The 18,448-nt window shown below is 68.0% G+C and carries 16 protein-coding genes; 10 read left to right on the top strand and 6 right to left on the bottom strand.

Translation table 11 applies throughout. The features are described 5' to 3' along the window. Positions 1-2: 2 nt before the first annotated feature. Both GGR47_RS00310 and GGR47_RS00305 read right to left on the bottom strand, forming a co-directional pair. Positions 3-1,940: a CocE/NonD family hydrolase gene (locus GGR47_RS00310; protein WP_183949404.1), complete on the bottom strand. Its 1,938-nt coding sequence runs from the start codon at positions 1,938-1,940 to the stop codon at positions 3-5. 228 nt (positions 1,941-2,168) lie between these two features. Next, positions 2,169-3,452 carry an Hsp70 family protein gene (locus GGR47_RS00305; RefSeq protein WP_147037126.1) on the bottom strand — a complete coding sequence of 428 codons (1,284 nt, stop codon included), beginning with the start codon at positions 3,450-3,452 and terminating at the stop codon, positions 2,169-2,171. A gap of 288 nt (positions 3,453-3,740) precedes the next feature. Here GGR47_RS00305 and coxB point away from each other — a divergent pair, with 288 nt between their 5' ends. From coxB to GGR47_RS00280, 5 genes are read left to right on the top strand one after another with little or no spacing between them, the layout of a single operon-like run. Beyond that, positions 3,741-4,706: a cytochrome c oxidase subunit II gene (gene coxB / locus GGR47_RS00300; protein WP_147037127.1), complete on the top strand. Its 966-nt coding sequence runs from the start codon at positions 3,741-3,743 to the stop codon at positions 4,704-4,706. After that, on the top strand, positions 4,703-7,213 hold the full coding sequence (gene ctaD / locus GGR47_RS00295) for a cytochrome c oxidase subunit I (RefSeq protein ID WP_147037128.1): 2,511 nt from the start codon (positions 4,703-4,705) through the stop codon (positions 7,211-7,213). Before coxB ends, ctaD begins: the two co-directional genes overlap by 4 nt. Then, the gene (locus GGR47_RS00290; protein WP_147037129.1) at positions 7,210-7,587 is read left to right on the top strand and encodes a hypothetical protein; all 378 of its coding nucleotides are present in this window, start codon (positions 7,210-7,212) and stop codon (positions 7,585-7,587) included. The genes ctaD and GGR47_RS00290 overlap by 4 nt, the downstream gene beginning before the upstream one ends. Further along, positions 7,584-8,162, top strand: coding sequence for a cytochrome c oxidase assembly protein (locus GGR47_RS00285; RefSeq protein ID WP_147037130.1), 579 nt, complete (start codon positions 7,584-7,586; stop codon positions 8,160-8,162). The genes GGR47_RS00290 and GGR47_RS00285 overlap by 4 nt, the downstream gene beginning before the upstream one ends. Beyond that, complete coding sequence (locus GGR47_RS00280) at positions 8,159-9,193, top strand: c-type cytochrome (RefSeq protein WP_147037131.1); 1,035 nt, start codon at positions 8,159-8,161, stop codon at positions 9,191-9,193. Before GGR47_RS00285 ends, GGR47_RS00280 begins: the two co-directional genes overlap by 4 nt. A 112-nt stretch (positions 9,194-9,305) precedes the next feature. On the opposite strand, the gene GGR47_RS00275 is transcribed toward GGR47_RS00280, so the two are convergent. After that, positions 9,306-10,199, bottom strand: coding sequence for a glutaminyl-peptide cyclotransferase (locus tag GGR47_RS00275; RefSeq protein ID WP_147037132.1), 894 nt, complete (start codon positions 10,197-10,199; stop codon positions 9,306-9,308). Positions 10,200-10,754: 555 nt separating this feature from the next. Continuing rightward, on the bottom strand, positions 10,755-11,573 hold the full coding sequence (locus GGR47_RS19250) for a cold-shock protein (RefSeq protein ID WP_183949402.1): 819 nt from the start codon (positions 11,571-11,573) through the stop codon (positions 10,755-10,757). Between the two features lie 291 nt (positions 11,574-11,864). On the opposite strand from GGR47_RS19250, the gene GGR47_RS00265 reads away from it, so the two are divergent. From GGR47_RS00265 to rpoN, 5 genes are all read left to right on the top strand, one after another. Then, positions 11,865-12,485 (top strand): ribonuclease D, encoded by a 621-nt coding sequence (locus tag GGR47_RS00265; protein WP_043061250.1) that lies wholly within the window; start codon positions 11,865-11,867, stop codon positions 12,483-12,485. Continuing rightward, the gene (lptC, locus tag GGR47_RS00260) at positions 12,478-13,137 is read left to right on the top strand and encodes an LPS export ABC transporter periplasmic protein LptC (RefSeq protein ID WP_082049345.1); all 660 of its coding nucleotides are present in this window, start codon (positions 12,478-12,480) and stop codon (positions 13,135-13,137) included. The genes GGR47_RS00265 and lptC overlap by 8 nt, the downstream gene beginning before the upstream one ends. A gap of 6 nt (positions 13,138-13,143) precedes the next feature. Then, entirely contained in the window at positions 13,144-13,680 is a 537-nt protein-coding gene (locus GGR47_RS00255; RefSeq protein WP_017977296.1) for an LptA/OstA family protein, read from the top strand. A gap of 292 nt (positions 13,681-13,972) precedes the next feature. Further along, positions 13,973-14,749 carry an LPS export ABC transporter ATP-binding protein gene (gene lptB / locus GGR47_RS00250; protein ID WP_043061280.1) on the top strand — a complete coding sequence of 259 codons (777 nt, stop codon included), beginning with the start codon at positions 13,973-13,975 and terminating at the stop codon, positions 14,747-14,749. Between the two features lie 162 nt (positions 14,750-14,911). Further along, a complete protein-coding gene (rpoN, locus tag GGR47_RS00245) occupies positions 14,912-16,390 on the top strand; it encodes an RNA polymerase factor sigma-54 (RefSeq protein WP_147035113.1) in 1,479 nt (492 codons plus the stop codon). A 91-nt stretch (positions 16,391-16,481) separates the two neighbouring features. Here rpoN and GGR47_RS00240 read toward each other — a convergent pair whose 3' ends face one another. Together GGR47_RS00240 and GGR47_RS00235 are read right to left on the bottom strand one after the other, a co-directional pair. Beyond that, the gene (locus GGR47_RS00240) at positions 16,482-17,291 is read right to left on the bottom strand and encodes a hypothetical protein (RefSeq protein WP_147035111.1); all 810 of its coding nucleotides are present in this window, start codon (positions 17,289-17,291) and stop codon (positions 16,482-16,484) included. An 84-nt stretch (positions 17,292-17,375) separates the two neighbouring features. Beyond that, complete coding sequence (locus GGR47_RS00235) at positions 17,376-18,374, bottom strand: ligase-associated DNA damage response exonuclease (protein WP_147035109.1); 999 nt, start codon at positions 18,372-18,374, stop codon at positions 17,376-17,378. Positions 18,375-18,448: the final 74 nt, after the last annotated feature.

The following is an 18,448-nucleotide window of genomic DNA, read 5'->3' as shown; positions in this document are numbered from 1 at the left end:
GATTACTGCGCTTTCGCCTGCGCCTGCTCCACCGGCACCACCGGCAGCAGCACCGCGCTCGGTGTCTTGCCGCCGCGCTCGATCGTCACCGTCGCCTTCCGGTAATCCCCCGGCTTGGCGAAGAAGATGTTCGGCACGTACGTCTGCGGGTTGCGGTCGTAGAGCGGGAACAGGCTCGACTGCACCTGCACCATCACGCGATGCCCCGGTTGGAACACGTGGTTCACCGTCGGCAGGCGGAACCGGTAATGCTGCACCTTGCCCGCCGGAATGGCGCTCGGCTTGGCGAAGCTGTCGCGATAGCGCCCGCGGAAGATGTCGAGGCTGATCGGCAGCTGATACCCGCCCATCTTCGGATCGGTCGCATTCTGCGCGGGCAAGACGTCGATCACCTTCACGACGAAATCGCCGTCCGTCCCCGTCGTCGTCGCATACAGGTCGGCGATCGGCGCACCCGAGACGCGCATCGGTTCGGTCAGCACCGGCGTCATGTACGTCATCACGTCGGGCCGCCCATCGGCGTGGCGCTGGTCGCTGACCAGCCAGTCGCCCCAGCGCCCGTCGTCGAAATTCACCGGCCGCGGCAGGTGCGGCACCGGCTTGGACGGATCGGAGACATAGCTGTCACCCCCCACCGCCGCGGTGTCGAAGCCCAGCCCGCCGTTCGCCTGCAGGTACATCGGCTTCAGCGGCGACGCGCAGCCGCTGTCGCAGGCGAGCGGCCAATTGGCGAACCGGTCCCAGTGGTTCTCGCCGGTGTTGTAGATCGCCGCGGTCGGCAGGTTCGCCGCCGGCCCGTCCTTCAGATACTGGTCGAACAGCGGCAGGACCATCTGCTCGCGGAACTGCGCCGCGGTGTCGCCATCCCACTGGAACGGCCCCAGGCTGCGCCCTTCGCGGTTGATCTGGCTGTGCCGCCACGGCCCCATGACGAGGAAGTTGTTGCCGGTCTTCCCCTTCGCCTTCAGCGCTTCCCAGCTGGTGATCGCGCCATACATATCCTCCTGGTCCCACAGGCCCTGTTCCCAGATCGTCGGCACGTTGGAGGGGTTGGCGGCGAGCAATTTGTCGAGCGCCTGTCCCTGCCAGAAGGCGTCATAGGCCGGATGGTCCGACATCCGCTTCCAATAGGGCAGCTGGTCGTAGCCCGACTTCTTCGCCCAATCCCCCGCCGAACCGGTGCGGAAATTGTCGTAATCGTCCCACCCGCCGGTCGGCGGCAGCGGCCCGCCGCTCTTGTAGCCAGTCTGTCCGCCGATCCAGGCGATGTTGGCGAGGCGGAACGCGCCGTAATGGAACCAGTCGTCGCCCATCCAGCCGTCGATCATCGGGCTTTCCGGCGCCGCGACCTTCAGCGCCGGGTGCGGATGGAGCAGCGCCATGACGACGGTAAAGCCCTCGTAGCTCGACCCGATCATGCCGACGCGCCCGTTCGACTGCGGCAGGTTCGCCTTGTTCACCAGCCAGTCGATCGTGTCATAGGCGTCGGTGGTGTGGTCCACCTTGGTCGGGTTGAGCGGACCGATAACGGGGCGCGTCACGACATACTCGCCCTCCGACCCGTATTTGCCGCGGATGTCCTGATAGACGCGGATATAGCCGTTCTTCGAAAAGATCTCGTCCGACAGCGGCAGCGCATTGACCATCGATGGCGAATCGCTGCGGTTGGCACGGCCCGAGGCATTGTACGGCGTACGGGTCAGCACGATCGGCGCATTGGTCGCATTCTTCGGGATGACGATGACGGTGTGCAGCTTCACCCCGTCGCGCATCGGGATCATCACGTCGCGCTTGATGTAATCGTGATCGGCGGTCGGCAGCACGAACTTCGCCGGGATATCGCCCCCCGGCGGCGGCAGGTTCGGGTTCGTCTGCGTCTGGGCCTGCACCCCCACCGACAGAAGTGCGATCGAGGACAGCAGCAGAACGGAACGACGCATCGAGGATCTCCGGCAGGGATGTTGCCGCATGCTAACGTGGATGAGGCGGGCGGCAACCCCGGCCACCCCAATTCCTCCCCCGCCAGGGGGAGGTGGCGCCGCGAAGCGGTGACGGAGGGGGAGGTCAACGGTGTCCTTCGTCACGTGATCCGCCGCTTCCTCCCCCTCCACCATTCGGCTGACGCCGAACGGTCCCCCGCCCCCTGGCGGGGGAGGACTTGGGGAGGATCACACCGCCCACACCCCGACATCCGCCTGCTGCCCGATCAGCGCCAAGCCATGCGCGATCGACGTCAGCTCGCCGCCCGTCGCCAGCCGCGTCTCGCCGAACCGCTCGGCGAACAACCGCCGGATGCGCGGCGTCAGCGACGTACCGCCGGTCAGGAACACCCGGTCGATCCCCTCCGCCGCAACGCCCGCCGCGACCAGCGCCTGATCCACCGCCGCATCGATCCGCGCGACATCGGGCGCGATCCACGCCTCGAAATCCGCGCGCCGCACCTCGGCCGCGATGTTCAGCCCCGCGCCCTCGAAGCGGAACTCCGCCACCTCCGCCGCCGACAGCGCGCGCTTCAGCCGCCCGACCGCGTCGTAGAGGTGGTATCCTTCTTCCTCCTCGATCACCGCGATCATCCGCCCGATCGCCTCCGGGTCGGTCGCGTTGCGGCGCAGCTTCTCCAGCTCGGCCAGCGTCTTGCGGTTGCGCATCAGCGCCAGGCGCGACCAGTCCGCGAAGTCGGCGAAATAACCGCCCGGAATCTCCAGCACCTTGTCGAACGAGCGATAGGTGCCGCCCTTGCCCAGCATCGGCATCACCAGATGCTCGACGATCCGCCGGTCGAAGCGGTCGCCCGCGATGCCGACGCCGGCGTGGCCCAGCGGCTCGCACCGCCGCCCCGCGCCCGGCGCCGCGATCCGCACCACCGAAAAGTCGCTGGTGCCGCCGCCGAAGTCGGCGACCAGGATCGTCGCCGGTTCGCTCAATCGTTCGGCATAGCTGAACGCCGCGCCCATCGGCTCGTAGACGTAATGCACCTCCGCGCCCAATTGCGCGAACACCGCATCGTAGCGCGCCTTCGCCAGCGCCTCGTCGGGCTTGGCGCCCGCGAACGTCACCGGCCGGCCGATGACGACTCGATCGGCGCGTGCCATCGCGCCCTTCGCCCGCGCCGCCATCTTGGCGACGAACAGCTGGCCCAGCTCCTCGAAGCGCATCCGCCGATCGAACACCGGCGCGGTATCGAAGCTCGCATTCGCCGCCACCGATTTGAACGACTGGAGGAAGCGGCTGCCTTGCGGAAAGTCGAGATATTCGCGGATCGCCCACGGCCCCGCCTCCGACAGCACGCCGCCGCGCCCGCGCTCGTCCTCCCAAAAGCACAGCGCCGACCGGAACACCGCGTCGGCGCCATCGGGTGCGTCGAGCGTCACCAGCTCCGCCTGCCCCCCGCGCGCCACCGCGGCGACGGAATTGGTGGTGCCGAAATCGAGGCCGAGCGTATGTGCAGTCATGCCGCGGGCGCATCGTCCGCGCGGCGGCAGGGGTCAAGCCGTTGCGTCTCGGCTCCGACGACGTCGTCCGCCGATTCAGCCCGCCCGATATGTGGAACCTCGCCACCCCCACACCGTCATTCCCGCGCAGGCGGGAATCCAGAACCTCTGACGGTGCGGCTCTATCGAAGACCTGCGCGTCTGGATTCCCGCCTCCGCGGGAATGACGAAGAAGAGGCCCCCACCCCCAGCAATCTTTCCTTACACGATTGAACTCGAACCGTTTCGGCCCCGAAGCGTTCGGCATCGATGCGGGGGATCAGGGGCTTCATCATTACCGGCGGCTGCATCCTGCTGACAGGCTGCAACACGCATCAGTCGACGCTCGCGCCGTTCGGCGCCGACGCCGCCGACATCCGCCACCTGTTCCTGCTGATGCTCGCCGGCGCGGTCGTGATCGCCGGCGCGCTCGCACTGCTGATGCGCCATGCGGTGCGCGCGCCCGAAGGCGAGCTGGGCCTGCGCGGCGGCATGCGCCTCGTCCTGTGGCTCGGCGGCATCATCCCCACAATTCTGCTGCTCGGCCTGCTCGTCTACTCGCTCCCCTTCATGCGCCCCCGCCCCATCGCGCCCGCCGATCTGCAGGTCGCGGTCGATGGCGAGCAATTCTGGTGGCGCGTCACCTATCGTCCCGCCGGTGCCGCACCGGTCGAGACCGCCAACGAAATCCGCATCCCCGTCGGTCGCACCGTCGCCTTCCGCCTGACCGCGGCGGACGTCGTCCACAGCTTCTGGATCCCCGGCCTCGCCGGCAAGATGGACATGATTCCCGGCCGCACCAACACGCTCGTCGTGCGCGCCGACAAGGCCGGGCGCTACCGCGGCCAATGCGCCGAATTCTGCGGCCTCAGCCACGCGCTGATGGCGCTCGATGTCATCGCGATGGAGCCTACGGCGTTCGACGCCTGGCTTGCCGACCAACGCCGCCCGGCCACGTCCCAAAGCGACGGCGCCCGCCTGTTTGCGCAGAACGGCTGCAACGCTTGCCATACCGTCCGCGGCGCCGGCCCCGCAGGCCGCATCGGCCCCGACCTCACCCATTTCGGCAACCGCCCCACGCTCGCCGCCGGCATCCTGCCGATGACGACCGCCAACGTCGCCGCCTTCATCCGCCATCCGGAAAAGACCAAGCCCGGCGTCCGCATGCCGGCCTTCCCGCAACTCACTCCAGCCGAGGCCACCACCATCGCCCGCTATCTCGAGGGCCTGAAATGAGCCTCCACGCGCAAGACGATCCGCAGCTTCGCGCCGCACAGGAAGAGCGCCTGCGCGCGGTGTGGAAGGCGCCGACGGGGTGGTTCTTCCGCTGGACCGACGTCAACAACAACCGCATCGGCGTGTGGTACACGCTGACCGCCTTCGGCTTCATGCTGTTCGCCGGCGTACTCGCGCTCATCATGCGCACGCAGCTGGCGGTGCCCGACAACAACCTCGTCTCGGCGAATACCTTCAACCAGCTGTTCACGCTGCACGGCTCGATGATGATGTTCCTGTTCGCCGTCCCGATGTTCGAGGCGGTGTCGATCATCCTGCTGCCGCAGCTGCTCGGCGCGCGCGACCTGCCGTTCCCACGCCTCTCCGCCTTCGGCTATTGGAGCTTCCTGCTCGGCGGCGTCTTCGTCGGCGGGTCGATCTTCTTCAACGCCGCGCCCGATGGCGGCTGGTTCATGTACCCGCCGCTGACGACGCGCACCGACCTCAGCGGCCTCGGCGCCGACATCTGGATGCTGGGCCTCAGCTTCATCGAAGTCTCGTCGGTCGCCGCCGCGGTCGAACTGATCGTCGGCGTCCTGAAGTGCCGCCCGCCGGGCATGCGCCTCAACCTGATGCCGCTCTACGCCTGGTACATCCTGGTCGTCGCGGTGATGATCCTGTTCGCCTTCCCGCCGCTGATCGCGGGCGACCTGTTGTTCGAAATGGAGCGACTGCTCGGCTGGCCGTTCTTCGATGCGGCCAAGGGCGGCGACCCCTTGCTCTGGCAGCACCTGTTCTGGATCTTCGGCCACCCCGAAGTCTATATCGTCTTCCTGCCCAGCATCGCCCTGTTCGCGATGCTGATCCCCACCTTCGCGCAGCGCCACCTGCTCGGCTATCCATGGATCGTGCTGGCGGCAGTCGGCACCGCCTTCCTGTCGTTCGGCCTGTGGGTCCACCACATGTTCGCGACCGGCCTGCCCAAGATCAGCCTCGCCTTTTTCTCCGCCGCGTCCGAAGCCGTGGCGATCCCTACCGGCGTGCAGATCTTCGCCTTCATCGCGACCTTGTGGGCGGGCAAGGTGAAATGGTCGACGCCGTTGCTCTACGCCAGCGGCAGCCTCGCGATCTTCGTCATCGGCGGGCTGACCGGCGTGATGGTCGCGATCGCGCCGTTCGACTGGCAGGCGCACGACACCTATTTCGTCGTCGCGCACCTCCATTACGTGCTGATCGGCGGGACGTTGCTGCCGCTGTTCGGGGGCCTCTATTATTACTGGCCGCTCATCACCGGCAAAAAGCTCAGCGACCGCCTCGGCCGCATCGCCTTCTGGATCATGTTCGTCGGCGTGAACCTCACCTTCATGCCCATGCACCTGTCCGGCCTCGAAGGCATGCCGCGCCGCGTCTTCACCTACCCCGCCGACCTCAATATCGGCTGGCTCAACCTCGCCTCGACCGCAGGGTCTTATCTGTTCGCAACCGGCGTCCTCGTACTCGTGCTCGACCTCGCGCTGTCACCGACGCGTAGGAAGGCGCCGCGCAACCCGTGGAACGCCGGCACGCTCGAATGGCTGGCGCACCCCGATGACGAGGATTGGGGTATCCGCTCCGTGCCGCTGATCGAAAGCCGCTATCCGATCTGGGACCAGAAGAACTTCGTGCAGAAGGTCGACGAAGGCCGCTTCTTCCTGCCCGATGCCGAGGAAGGCCGGCGCGAGACGATCATCACCTCCGTCCTCGATGCCAAGCCCGTCTCGGTCATCCGCCTCGGCACGCCCAGCGTAAAGCCGATGATGACCGCCGTCGCGCTGGGCGCGGTGTTCATCCTCACCACCTACCACCTCTACCTGGCGGCAGCGGCCAGCGGCGTCGTCACGCTCGCCTGCGTGCTGTGGTGGCTGTGGGACACCGCCGAAATCCCCGAAAAGCCTGACAAACCGATCGGCCACGGCATGACGATGCCGCTCTACATTTCCGGCCCTGCCGCGCCCGGCTGGTGGGCGATGTTCATCACGATGATGGCCGATGCCACCGCCTTTTCGGGCCTCGTCTTCGGCTATTATTTCTACTGGACGATCCACCCCGATTTCGGCGCGGGTTTCGCCGGACCGGGCGCCAGTGGGCCGCTGTTGGCGCTGGGCCTGAGCCTTGCCAGCTGGGCCGCGACCGTCGCCGCCCGTGAGCTCAACCACCGCAGCGCCGTGACGCTCGCCCGCGTGGCACTCGTCGCTGGCGCCGCCGTCGCGCTCGCCAGCATCGTCGCGGCGCTGGGATCGCTCGACGGCCTCGATCCCAAGGCGAACGTCTACCCCGCGATCGTCTGGGTGTTGATCATCTGGACCGCCGTCCACGCCGGCGTCGGCATCGTCATGCAGCTCTACACGCTCGCGCGCAGCCTGGCGCGGAGGATGGCCCCTGCGCATGACGCCGACCTGCGCAACATCACCGTCTACCAGCATTTCTTCGCGCTCACCGCGCTCGTCACCTATCTGACGGTCGGCCTGTTCCCGGAGGCAGGGCTGTGAAGCGCCTCCTCACCCGCGCGCGCAGCTTGCGCGTCACACTATGGACGCTGATCGTCCCCCCGACCACCTGGGCGGTGCATTTCCTCTTTTCCTACCTCTGGGCCGCGGTGTCCTGCGCGAAGCTCGGGCAATGGGCGCGCTTCCCCACCGCCTTCGCGATCGGCACCGTCGCGGCCCTGCTCGTCATCGTCGCGTCGGGCGTCATCGCCTGGCAGCAGTCGCGCACGCCCGGCGATCCGCCGCCGCACAACGAAGGCACCGACATCGACCGCCTGCGATTCCTCGCGTACGCGACGATGCTGCTCGCGGGATTGAGCTTCGTCGCCGTGCTCTTCACCGCCGCCCCCGTCATCGTGCTGAGCGATTGCCGATGAGCCGCGCGCCCCTGTTCGCAGGCCTTGCGCTCGTGCCGGTCGGCTGGGTGCTCAGCCCGTTCGGCATGACCGGCCACATGGCGGCGCACATGATCGCCGTCGCCATCGCCGCGCCGCTGATCGCGCTGGGAGTACAGGGCAGCCGCTACGACCCCGCCGTGCTGGTCCCCCGCCTCGCCACCCCACTCGCCGCCGCATTGGTCGAGGCGGTGGTGGTATGGGGCTGGCATGTCCCCGCGCTGCGCCGCCTCGTCGCGCACGCGCCGGCGTGGCTCGCGGTCGAACAGGCGATGTTCCTCACCGCTGGCCTGCTGCTTTGGTCCGCCGTCCTCGCCCCCCGCCACCGCGCGGCCGGCGTCGCGGCACTGCTCGTCACGTCGATGCACATGACGTTGCTCGGCGCGCTGATCGGCCTCGCGCCGCGGCCGCTGTATATGCATCACGGAGCGGACGCGCTCGCCGATCAGCAACTCGCCGGCGTCGTCATGCTGCTCGTCGGCGGCATCGCCTATCTGATCGGCGGGCTGGCGATACTCGGTCGCCTGCTCCAGCCGCGCGAGGGAGCGCCCGCATGACGATCCGCATCACCTGGGTGCGCGCCATCCTCACGTTGGTGCTGCTCGGCGCGGCGGGCATGCTGTTCGCCTGGTCGGGCGTGATGAACCTCGCCGCCTCGTCCAGCCATTGGAAGATCACCGACTGGTTCCTCCACTGGGCGATGCGCAACTCGGTGCGCACGCATGCCGCCTTCACCTCGCCCGACGACCCGGCCGACGCGCGCAGCCTCGTCAGCGCGGCGGGCCATTTCGCCAATTCCTGCGCGGTCTGCCACGGCGCGCCCGGCGTGAAGCCCTCGCCCGTCATGCAGGCCGCCACCCCGCCCGCGCCGGACCTCGCGATCAACGCGAAGGAATGGACCGACAAACAGCTGTTCTGGATTCTCCAGCACGGCGTCAAATATACCGGCATGCCCGCTTGGGCGGTGCAGGACCGCCGCGACGAGGTGCGCCGCATGGTCGCCTTCATCCGTCGCTTGCCCGGCATGACGCCCGCACGATATCAGGCGCTGGTCGGCGCAGCGGACCCCGCCGCGCCGCTGTTCCAATGCGCCGGCTGCCATGGCAGCGACGGACGCGGTCGCAATGCGCCCGACATGCCGATCCTCGGCGGCCAGTCGCAGGCGGCGCTGCTCGCCGCGCTGCAAGGCTATGCCAACGGCACCCGCTCCAGCGCGGTGATGCAGCAGGTCGCGATGCGCATGACGCCCGAACAGATGCGCGCCGCCGCCCGCGCCTATGCCGCCATGCCCGGCCTAGGCGCCGCGCCCGGCCCCATCCCTAACGCCGATGCCGCCGCCGCGCGTATCGTCGAGCAGGGCCTGCCCGCAAAGCAACTGCCCGCCTGCGCCAGCTGCCACGCTCCCGGCAAACCCTATCCCGTCCTCGCCGGCCAGCGTGCGAGCTACATCGCCCAGCGCCTGCGCCACTGGCGCGGCGACGACACCGTGGTCGACGCACGCAAGAGCCACGCGACCATGCCCGTCATCGCCCGCCGCATTCCCGAAGAGATGATCGACCCGCTCGCCCGCTATCTCGCCGGCCGGTGATTAGCACCCCCTCGTCACCCCGGACTTGATCCGGGGTCCCGCTTTCCACCGCCGCCGCAGAAGAAGAAGCGGGATCCCGGCTCACGGCCGGGATGACGGTTGGAAAAGACCTCTACCGCGCCCGGCCGACCTCGTCGCCCAGCTTGATCTCGAACAGCGTCGGCCAATATTTCCCCGTCACGAACAGCCGGTCGTGCGCCGCGTCGTACGCGATGCCGTTCGCCACCGCGTCGGGATCGGGATTGTTGATCTCCGCGATCAGGGGCCTGAGGTCGATCAGCGCCTCCACCTTGCCGCTCACCGGATCGATGCGCGCGATGAACCCGCTCATCCAGACATTGGCCAGGATCTTGCCGCCGACATATTCCAGCTCATTCAGATTCTTCAGCGGTCGCCCGTTGAGCGTCACCGCGATCCGCCCGCGCTCGGCGAAGCGCACCGGGTCCATCCGCCGCAGCACCGGCGTGCCGTCGGACAGCAGGATCGACGTCGCGTCGCTGGTCATGCCCCAGCCCTCGCCCGTGTAGCGGAACGGCTTGCCCGTCTGCGTCAACGCCGGCAGCGCCCAGCGGAATCCGATCCCCGTCTTCCACGTCACGCTGGCCAGGCTCTTCTGCCAGCAGGCGATTCCTTCGCCGAACAGGTCGGGCGACAGCCGCGCGCGCGCCACCACCTTGCCGTCGTCCAGCGTCACCCGCCGGATATCCGAGGCGCCTTCCTTGCCCGTGCTTTCGTACAGCGCGCCGCCGCAGAACAGCAGCCCCTCGGTAAACGCCCCCGAATCATGCGGGAAGCGCGCCACCACATCGGCGGCATAGACCGGCACGCCCGATTCGGCGTCGGCCGCGGGAACAGCCTGAGCGGCAGGCGGTGCAGCAGGCGTACGCGGCGCGCTGGTGCGGGTGGCCTGCGAAGTTGTCGCTGCCTGACGCGACACGGCCGCCCCCGCCGCGCCCAGAACCGCCACCGCCGCGGCGATCGCCGCCAGAGAAGATCGTGCCATCATCGGCACATGCCGTCGCACGCCCGCCCGAAAAACGCAAAAAGCAGGCGGTGCTCGCCGCTACGCTTCGGCAAAGACCGCGCCGCCTACCGCATGCAGGCCATCGGTCATGAAAGACGAGGCGCGGGCAAAGGACGTGCTTTGCCCGTGGCGACCCTTCCGATGTGATGAACCCGGCTCGATCGACATTACCAACAGACCGGCGGTCCTCCCCCGCCAGGGCGCATCGGGATGAACGGCCCCCGGCCGTTCAAGATCATGCCGGGGGCATGATCGACCCGAGGCGGTGACGGAGCGGGAGGACAGGAACGTTCGGATCACAGGGCGCTACCCCACTCCCCCTCCGTCATGCCTGCGGTATGCGAACTCCCCCGCGAGGGGGGGGAGGACCGAGCCAACGGGCCGAATGCAATCAGCCGTGGGGCCTGGCCGTGACGGCAGTCGCGCCGAACACCAGATCGGCCTCCACACCGCGCACACGCTCCGCCCCCGAAACGCAAAAAGCCCGGCACCTGCGGATCGCAGGGCCGGGCCTTTCACATTAGCGAATCGGGACGATTACGAAGCCGGCGACAGGTTCACCGCGGCATACTTGCCACGACGGTCGACCTCGAGTTCGAACTGCAGCTTGTCGCCTTCGTTCAGCGTGCCCATGCCGGCGCGCTCGACGGCCGAGATGTGAACGAACGCGTCGGGCTGGCCGTCGTCGCGCTGAATGAAGCCGAAGCCCTTCATCGCGTTGAAGAACTTGACCGTGCCGGTCGCCTTCTCACCGGTCAACTGGCGCTGCGGGCCACCGGCGCCGCCGGCGCGCGGGCCGCGATCGCCGAAGCCGCCTTCACGCGGCTCGCGGGGCGCGCGCTCGGTCACCGCCATCGGCTCGCCGTCGATCTTCAGCTCGGTTGCCGAGATGCGACCACCGCGGTCGACCAGCGTGAAGCCGAGCGGCTGGCCTTCGGCAAGCGCGCTGAGGCCCGCCTGCTCGACCGCCGAGATGTGGACGAACACGTCTTCGCCGCCGTCATCACGGACGACGAAGCCGAAGCCCTTCTGCGCGTTGAAGAACTTGACCACGCCGGTGCCTTCGCCGACGACCTGCGGGGGCATACCGCGGCCACCGCCGCTGAAGCCGCCACCGCCGCCGCGGAAACCACCACCGCCGCCGCCGCCAAAGCCGCCACGGTCGCCGCCGCCGTAGCCGCCGCCACCGAAGCCACCACCGCCGAAGCCGCCACGATCACCGCCGCCAAAGCCGCCGCCACCGAAGCCGCCGCCGCCGTAGCTGCTGCCGCCACCGAAATCGTCGCCGCCGAAACCGTCGCGCTTGTCGCGACCACGTCCGCCACGATTGCCGCGGCCACCTTTGTCGTAACTCATAACCCTATTCGTCTTCCCGGTTCGCCCGCATCCAATCCGTCGAAGAACCCGTGCGCCGGACGACGAACGCGAGCCTCCGGGCGCCAAACCTATTGCGCCTTGGGACCTGCCATAGCGCACATTACAAGTCCCCGCGAACAAATTCGTCGTATCTTGGGTGCAAGTCGTGCCGATACTTGCCCATTGTGGCCGCCACAGCACGTTTATCGCTTTGATGCGCGCGTATCGCGATGTTTCGGTGACACAATGTTAATCGTTGAGCCGCGCCGCGGAGCCGCGTAGGGCTGCGGCATGACCGTTCACTTCCACGAGGAAGACCTCCCCGCCGACGTCTTCGCTCCCGGCGCATCGATCGCCGTCGACACCGAAACCATGGGCCTGATCACGCCCCGCGATCGCCTGTGCGTCGTGCAGCTGTCCGATGGCGGCCCCGACGAACATCTGGTGCGCTTCGGCCCCGATAGCGATTATGCCGCACCGAACCTGAAGGCGGTGCTCGCCGATCCGGCCCGCCTGAAGCTCTATCACTTCGGCCGCTTCGATATCGCCGCGGTCCAGCATTATCTCGGCGTGGTCGCCGCGCCGGCGTACGATACCAAGATCGCCTCGCGCCTGATCCGCACCTACACCGATCGCCATGGTCTGAAGGAACTGGTCCGCGAACTGCTGGGGCAGGAACTCAGCAAGCAGCAGCAATCGTCCGACTGGGGATCGCCCGAGCTCAGCGACGCGCAGAAGGATTATGCGGCCAGCGACGTCCGCTTCCTCCACCGCCTGAAGACCGAGCTGGACCGCCGCCTGATCCGCGAAGGCCGCATGGAGCTGGCGCAGCAGTGTTTCGACTTCCTGCCGACTCGCGCCGCGCTGGACCTTGCCGGCTGGCCCGAAATCGACATCTTCGCGCATGCCTGAGTCGATGGCGGCGACCGGCGACGGCTTCGCGCGCGTGCGGACGGCACGCCAGCGCTGGGCCGCGCCCGGCAGCCGCCACGACCGGCTGATCACCCTGCTCAACAGCGGGCTGCCGATCGCGATCGGCGTGCTCGCCGCCTTTCTCGTCATGGCGCCGCTCACCGCCAGCAACGAAGTTTCCTTCGTGCTCGACAAGAACAAGGTCGAGGTCGCCAAGGAACGCATGAAGCTGCAGGCCGCGACCTATCGCGGGCAGGACGACAAGGGGCAGGCATTCACGCTCAACGCCGGTTCGGCGGTGCAGCAGAGCAGCAGCGTGCCGATCGTCGAGATCAACCGCATGGCCGCGGACCTGCAATTGCAGGACGGCCCGGCGACGCTGCGCGCCGATCAGGGGCGCTACGACCTCAAGACCGAACAGATGAAGGTCGACGGGCCGATCGCGGTGCGCGGGCCCAACAACTATCGCCTCGATACCAGCGACGCGACGATCGATCTGAAATCCAAGACGATGCAGAGCGACGGCAAGGTCACCGGCACCGTCACGCAGGGGAATTTCAGCGCCGATCGCCTGAACGCGAACCTCGACGATCGCACCGTGCGGCTCACCGGCAATGCCCGCTTGCGGATCGTGCCGGGAAGGACGAAATAGCCGCCCATGCGCGCGCTCCCTTTCCTCATCCCTGCCGTCCTCGCTGTGGCCGCCCCTCTGGCCGCGCAGACCGCGCACAATTCGAACGCGCCGATCGATTTCGGCGCGGACACGATCGAATTGCAGGACAAGGCGAATCGCGCGGTCCTGTCAGGCAACGTCAATGTCCGCCAGGCGGAAATGACGCTCACCGCGGCGCGCATGACGGTGTTCTACACGGGCCAGGTGATCGGCGGAAACCCGCAGGTCTCGCGTCTTGACGCGAGCGGCGGCGTCACGGTCAAGCGCCCGGACCAGACCGCCAAGGCGCAATATGCCATCTACGATCTCAACCGCCGCGTCATCACGATGCTCGGCGCGGTCACGCTGACGCAGGGCGGCAACACCGTCAACGGCGGTCGCCTGACCATCAACCTCGACACCGGCCGCGCGGTGATCGACGGCTCCTCGGTCCGAGGCTCCGCCGGCGCTCCGGGCGCGACGACCAGCGCCGCCCCCAACGGCCGCGTGACGGGCACCTTCTCGGTCCCGAAGCGCAACTGACTTTCCCAAATTCCTCCCCCGCCAGGGGGAGGGGGACCGTTCGGCGCCAGCCGAATGGTGGAGGGGGAGGTAAGCGGCCCCCTTCATACCGAGGCACGCCGCTCACCTCCCCCTCCGTCACCGCCTTCGGCGGCGCCACCTCCCCCTGGCGGGGGAGGAATGAGCCACGCCCGCCCCCACCCATCGCAAGGGGGCTTCCCTCCGCGCGCTCCCCGCGCCATGACGGGCCCGCATGCACGAACCTTGCCAACGCGCAACGCTCTACTAACCCTTTGATGCGAGGCATCAGCCGATGGACGCCGTGACCGACCTTCAGACCGCCGAAGCGATCCACGAAGCGCCCGCCAACCGCGGCCTGCAGGCGATCTCGATCGCCAAGTCCTACGACAAGCGCGTCGTCCTCACCGACGTCTCCGTCTCGGTCGACCGCGGCGAGGTGGTCGGCCTGCTCGGCCCCAATGGCGCGGGCAAGACGACCTGCTTCTATTCGGTGATGGGGCTGGTGAAGCCCGATTCGGGCCGCATCATGCTCGACGGCGAGGATATCACCCGCCTGCCGATGTACCGCCGCGCGATCCTGGGCCTCGGCTATCTGCCGCAGGAAACCAGCATCTTCCGCGGCCTGTCGATCGAAAAGAACATCGGCGCGGTCCTCGAACTCTCCGAACCCGACAAGTCCAAGCGCCCCGCCAAGCTCGACAAACTGCTCGACGAATTCGGCCTCACCCGCCTGCGCACCAGTCCCGCCATGGCGCTGTCGGGCGGCGAGCGCCGCCGCGCCGAAATCGCCCGCGCGCTCGCCGCCGATCCGTCGATCATGCTGCTCGACGAACCCTTCGCCGGCATCGACCCCATCTCGATCGCCGACATCCGCGATCTGGTGAAGGACCTGAAGCGCCGCGACATCGGCGTGCTGATCACCGACCACAACGTCCGCGAAACGCTCGACATCGTCGACCGCGCCTACATCATCTACGACGGCCGTGTGCTGTTCGCCGGCTCGCCGGAAGAACTGGTCGCCGACGCCAACGTCCGCCGCCTGTACCTCGGCGAGGGCTTCTCGCTGTAGGGATATGAAGACGGCCTCCCCATCAGTCCTCCCCCGCCAGGGGGAGGTGGCAGCCGTCAGGCTGACGGAGGGGGAGGGCCCGAAACGGATGCGGCCTATCCTCCCCCTCCGTCGCGCTGCGCGCGCCACCTCCCCCTGGCGGGGGAGGAATAGGGGCGTGTCATGAGCCTCGCCCCCCGCCTCGACATCCGCCAGTCGCAATCGCTGGTAATGACGCCGCAGCTGCAGCAGGCGATCAAGCTGCTCGCGCTGTCCAACCTCGAAATCGAAGGCTTCATCGCCGAAGAGATCGAGAAGAACCCGCTGCTCGAAGCCGCGCAGACCGAAGAGGTCGTCCGCCCCGAACGCATCGAGCGGGACGAGCCCGCCGGCGCCGACGACCTCGTCACCGGTGCCGCCAAGGCCGATCCGCTCGACGTCGACTATGCCACCGAAAGCCACCAGCAGGATAGCGTCGCCGACGGCGGCGGCGGCTTCGATGGGGCATTGGGCCTCAACGGCGGATCGGGCGGCGGCGGCATCGGCGGCGAAGACGGCATCGATTTCGATTCGTTTGCGGAGGGCGACAAGAGCCTCGCCGACCATCTCCTCGCCCAGGCCGGTGCGGTCATCGACGGCCCCGACTGGTTCATCGCCCAGCATCTGATCGATCAGATCGACGAGGCGGGATACCTCACCGTCCCCCTGCTCGACATCGCCAATCGCCTCGGCACCGCAATCGCCCGCGTCGAACGCGTCCTCGCGCAAATCCAGACGCTCGACCCCACCGGCGTCGGCGCGCGCGACCTCGCCGAATGCATCGCGCTCCAGGCGAAGGAGGCGGACCGCTACGATCCCTGCATGGCGCGGCTGATCGACAATCTCGATCTGCTCGCGCGTGGCGAACTCGCCCGCCTCAAGCGCATGTGCGGTGTCGACGACGAAGACATGGCGGACATGATCCGCGAGCTGCGCAGCTACGATCCCAAGCCCGGCTGCCGCTACGGCGGCGAACCCGCGCCCGCCGTCACCCCCGACCTGTTCGTGATGAAGACCAAGGCGGGCTGGGGCATCGAACTCAACGCCGCGACGCTGCCGCGCGTCCTCGTCAACCGCCGCTATTATCACGAACTCAGCCACGGCCCGCAGGACAAGAGTTCCAAGGCCTGGCTGTCCGACGCCCTCGCCTCCGCCAACTGGCTGATCAAGGCTTTGGACCAGCGCCAGCGCACGATCATCAAGGTCGCGACCGAGATCGTCAAGCAGCAGGAAGCCTTCTTCCTGCAAGGCGTCTCGCACCTCAAACCGATGACGCTGGCCAAGGTCGCCGAGGCGATCGAGATGCACGAATCGACCGTCAGCCGCGTGACGAGCAACAAATACTTAAGCTGCGCGCGCGGCGTCTTCGAACTCAAATACTTTTTCACCAGCGCGATCCAGGCCGCCGACGGCGGTGACGCGGTATCGGCCGAAGCGGTCAAAAGCGCGATCCGCGCGCTCATCGCCGGCGAAGGCGTCAAGATCCTGTCCGACGACACCTTGGTCGAGTTGCTCCAGGCCAAAGGCTTCGACATCGCCCGCCGCACCGTCGCCAAATACCGCGAAGCGATGGGCATCGGCAGCTCGGTACAACGCCGCCGCGCGCGGGCGTTGGGGGGTTAATCCCACCTAGCCTTCCTCGACTGCGGAATAAGCGGGACCCCGGCTCAAGGCTGGGGTGACGACGTGAAGACCTGCGACAGCCCGTCCCCGGTCAGTCGCTGATCGTCCACCCCTGACAGGCGTCCCGACCCCGCACCGGCTGGTTCGCCTCACGCGCGCGGCGGAAATTCTCGTCTGCGGTCCACCGATCGCTCCCCTGCGGAGCCGGCACCTGCGACAGCGCCACGATCTCGATCGGCCGCGCGGGCGGGGGCGATACGCGTGCAGCGGCTACCGGCGCGACAGGCGCGGCGGGCATCACCCCCCGCGGCACGGCAGGCGCCGACTCGATGATAACCAGGCGCCCGTCGATGGTCTTCATCGTCGATCCGCCGGGCCGACCGGCCGCCAGCGCGGCGATTGCGCCGGTGCCATAGCCCGACAGGAAGACCTCGCGGCCATATTCGTCGCGGTGATCGACGATCGCGACACCGGGCTGCGTGCCGTCCGGCCCGCCCAGGATGCGCAGCACCTCCGCCACGTCGGCCGTGTAACAGGTCGTCGCCTTGCGCGACCGGCAGCCGACCGGCGCGACCGCCTCATGGCTCGGACGCGCGTACAGCGTCGCGCTGCTTATGCCGTATGACGTCACGCTCCTGCCACCAAGCAACATCACGTAGCGATAACCCTCGTCGCGCGCCCGCTCCGCAGCCCGATACAGCGCCATGTCGATTGCCTCGTCGCGACCGCGCACGGCGGTCTCGATCTGCCACGACCCGTCCTTTGCGATCCGGTCTTCGCAGCCCAGCTTGTAGCCGATGCCGTGCCACCGTTTCGCCGGCCCGTAATACGGCGCCTCGTCGCCTCCCGCCCAGGCGGGCTGCGCAATCGCCAGCAGCAGGAGACAGGGCCATATCCGCATCGTTACCGTCCTTTTCGCAGATATGGACGGCGCTATCGCAGCGGCGTTAACCCCCGGTTGATGCGGAGCCGGGGACGGACACCCTCAATCGTCCTCATCCTCGAACCCCACCAGCGCCAGCGCGCGCGCCTTAATCTGGCGCTGTTCGCACCAATGGACCAGCGCCTCCTCGCGGCCATGCGTCACCCACACTTCGCGCGGGGCGATCTCGGTCAGCGTGGTCGTCAGTTCGTCCCAGTCGGCATGATCGGACAGGATCAGCGGCAATTCGACGTTCTTCTGCCGCGCGCGCTGGCGCACCCGCATCCAGCCACTCGCCATCGCGGTGATCGGATCGGGCAGCCGCCGCGACCAGCGGTCGTTGAGCGCGCCGGGCGGGCACATCACGACATGCCCCGCCATGTCCGCCTTCTTCGCGTCGGCGACCGGCAACAGTTCGCCCAGCCGCACGCCATGTTCGGCATACAGGTCGCACAAACGCTGCAACGCGCCATGAATGTAGATCGGCGCGTCATGCCCACGCTCGCGCAATTCGGCGATTACCCGCTGCGCCTTGCCCAACGCATAGGCCCCCACCAGCACGCAGCGATCGGAATTGGCGTGCAGCCGCGCGATCAGCTTGTCGATTTCGTCGCCGGTATCGGGATGGCGGAACACCGGCAGCGCGAACGTTGCCTCGGTGACGAACACGTCGCACTGCACCGGCTCGAACGCCGCGCAGGTCGGGTCGGGCCGCCGCTTATAGTCCCCCGACACGACCACCCGTTCGCCGCGATAATCGAGCACGATCTGCGCCGACCCCAGCACATGGCCCGCGGGGACATAGCCGACGTCGACCTCCCCCATCCGGATGCTCTCGCCATAGGCGACCGCATGCCCCGCCTGCGGCCCGTAGCGCGCGTCCATGATCGCGAGCGTCTCCGGCGTCGCCCACACCGCCTGATGCCCGCCGCGTGCGTGATCGGCATGGCCATGCGTCACCAGCGCCTTGGCCACGGGCTCCGACGGATCGATCCACGCATCCGCGGGCTTCACGTAGATCCCGTGCGGGTGCGGTTCCAGCCAGTCGCCCAATCGTGCCATCCCGCTACTACGCGCCAGATGGGTCGCGGTGTCCCATCCAACCCCTCTTCGTCACCCCGGACTCGTTCCGGGGT

The sequence above is a fragment of the Sphingomonas aquatilis genome, from assembly GCF_014196115.1.
In the GTDB taxonomy this organism is placed as follows: Bacteria; Pseudomonadota; Alphaproteobacteria; order Sphingomonadales; family Sphingomonadaceae; genus Sphingomonas; species Sphingomonas aquatilis.
This window is presented reverse-complemented; position numbering and strand designations above follow the sequence as displayed.

What these genes read in the sequence shown, in the direction of transcription:
- GGR47_RS00310 (WP_183949404.1), bottom strand. Translation starts at nt 1,940, where the DNA reads ATGCGTCGTTCCGTTCTGCTGCTGTCCTCGATCGCACTTCTGTCGGTG.
- GGR47_RS00305 (WP_147037126.1), bottom strand. Translation starts at nt 3,452, where the DNA reads ATGACTGCACATACGCTCGGCCTCGATTTCGGCACCACCAATTCCGTC.
- coxB (WP_147037127.1), top strand. Translation starts at nt 3,741, where the DNA reads ATGCGGGGGATCAGGGGCTTCATCATTACCGGCGGCTGCATCCTGCTG.
- ctaD (WP_147037128.1), top strand. Translation starts at nt 4,703, where the DNA reads ATGAGCCTCCACGCGCAAGACGATCCGCAGCTTCGCGCCGCACAGGAA.
- GGR47_RS00285 (WP_147037130.1), top strand. Translation starts at nt 7,584, where the DNA reads ATGAGCCGCGCGCCCCTGTTCGCAGGCCTTGCGCTCGTGCCGGTCGGC.
- GGR47_RS00280 (WP_147037131.1), top strand. Translation starts at nt 8,159, where the DNA reads ATGACGATCCGCATCACCTGGGTGCGCGCCATCCTCACGTTGGTGCTG.
- GGR47_RS00275 (WP_147037132.1), bottom strand. Translation starts at nt 10,199, where the DNA reads ATGATGGCACGATCTTCTCTGGCGGCGATCGCCGCGGCGGTGGCGGTT.
- GGR47_RS19250 (WP_183949402.1), bottom strand. Translation starts at nt 11,573, where the DNA reads ATGAGTTACGACAAAGGTGGCCGCGGCAATCGTGGCGGACGTGGTCGC.
- GGR47_RS00265 (WP_043061250.1), top strand. Translation starts at nt 11,865, where the DNA reads ATGACCGTTCACTTCCACGAGGAAGACCTCCCCGCCGACGTCTTCGCT.
- lptC (WP_082049345.1), top strand. Translation starts at nt 12,478, where the DNA reads ATGCCTGAGTCGATGGCGGCGACCGGCGACGGCTTCGCGCGCGTGCGG.
- GGR47_RS00255 (WP_017977296.1), top strand. Translation starts at nt 13,144, where the DNA reads ATGCGCGCGCTCCCTTTCCTCATCCCTGCCGTCCTCGCTGTGGCCGCC.
- lptB (WP_043061280.1), top strand. Translation starts at nt 13,973, where the DNA reads ATGGACGCCGTGACCGACCTTCAGACCGCCGAAGCGATCCACGAAGCG.
- rpoN (WP_147035113.1), top strand. Translation starts at nt 14,912, where the DNA reads ATGAGCCTCGCCCCCCGCCTCGACATCCGCCAGTCGCAATCGCTGGTA.
- GGR47_RS00240 (WP_147035111.1), bottom strand. Translation starts at nt 17,291, where the DNA reads ATGCGGATATGGCCCTGTCTCCTGCTGCTGGCGATTGCGCAGCCCGCC.
- GGR47_RS00235 (WP_147035109.1), bottom strand. Translation starts at nt 18,374, where the DNA reads ATGGCACGATTGGGCGACTGGCTGGAACCGCACCCGCACGGGATCTAC.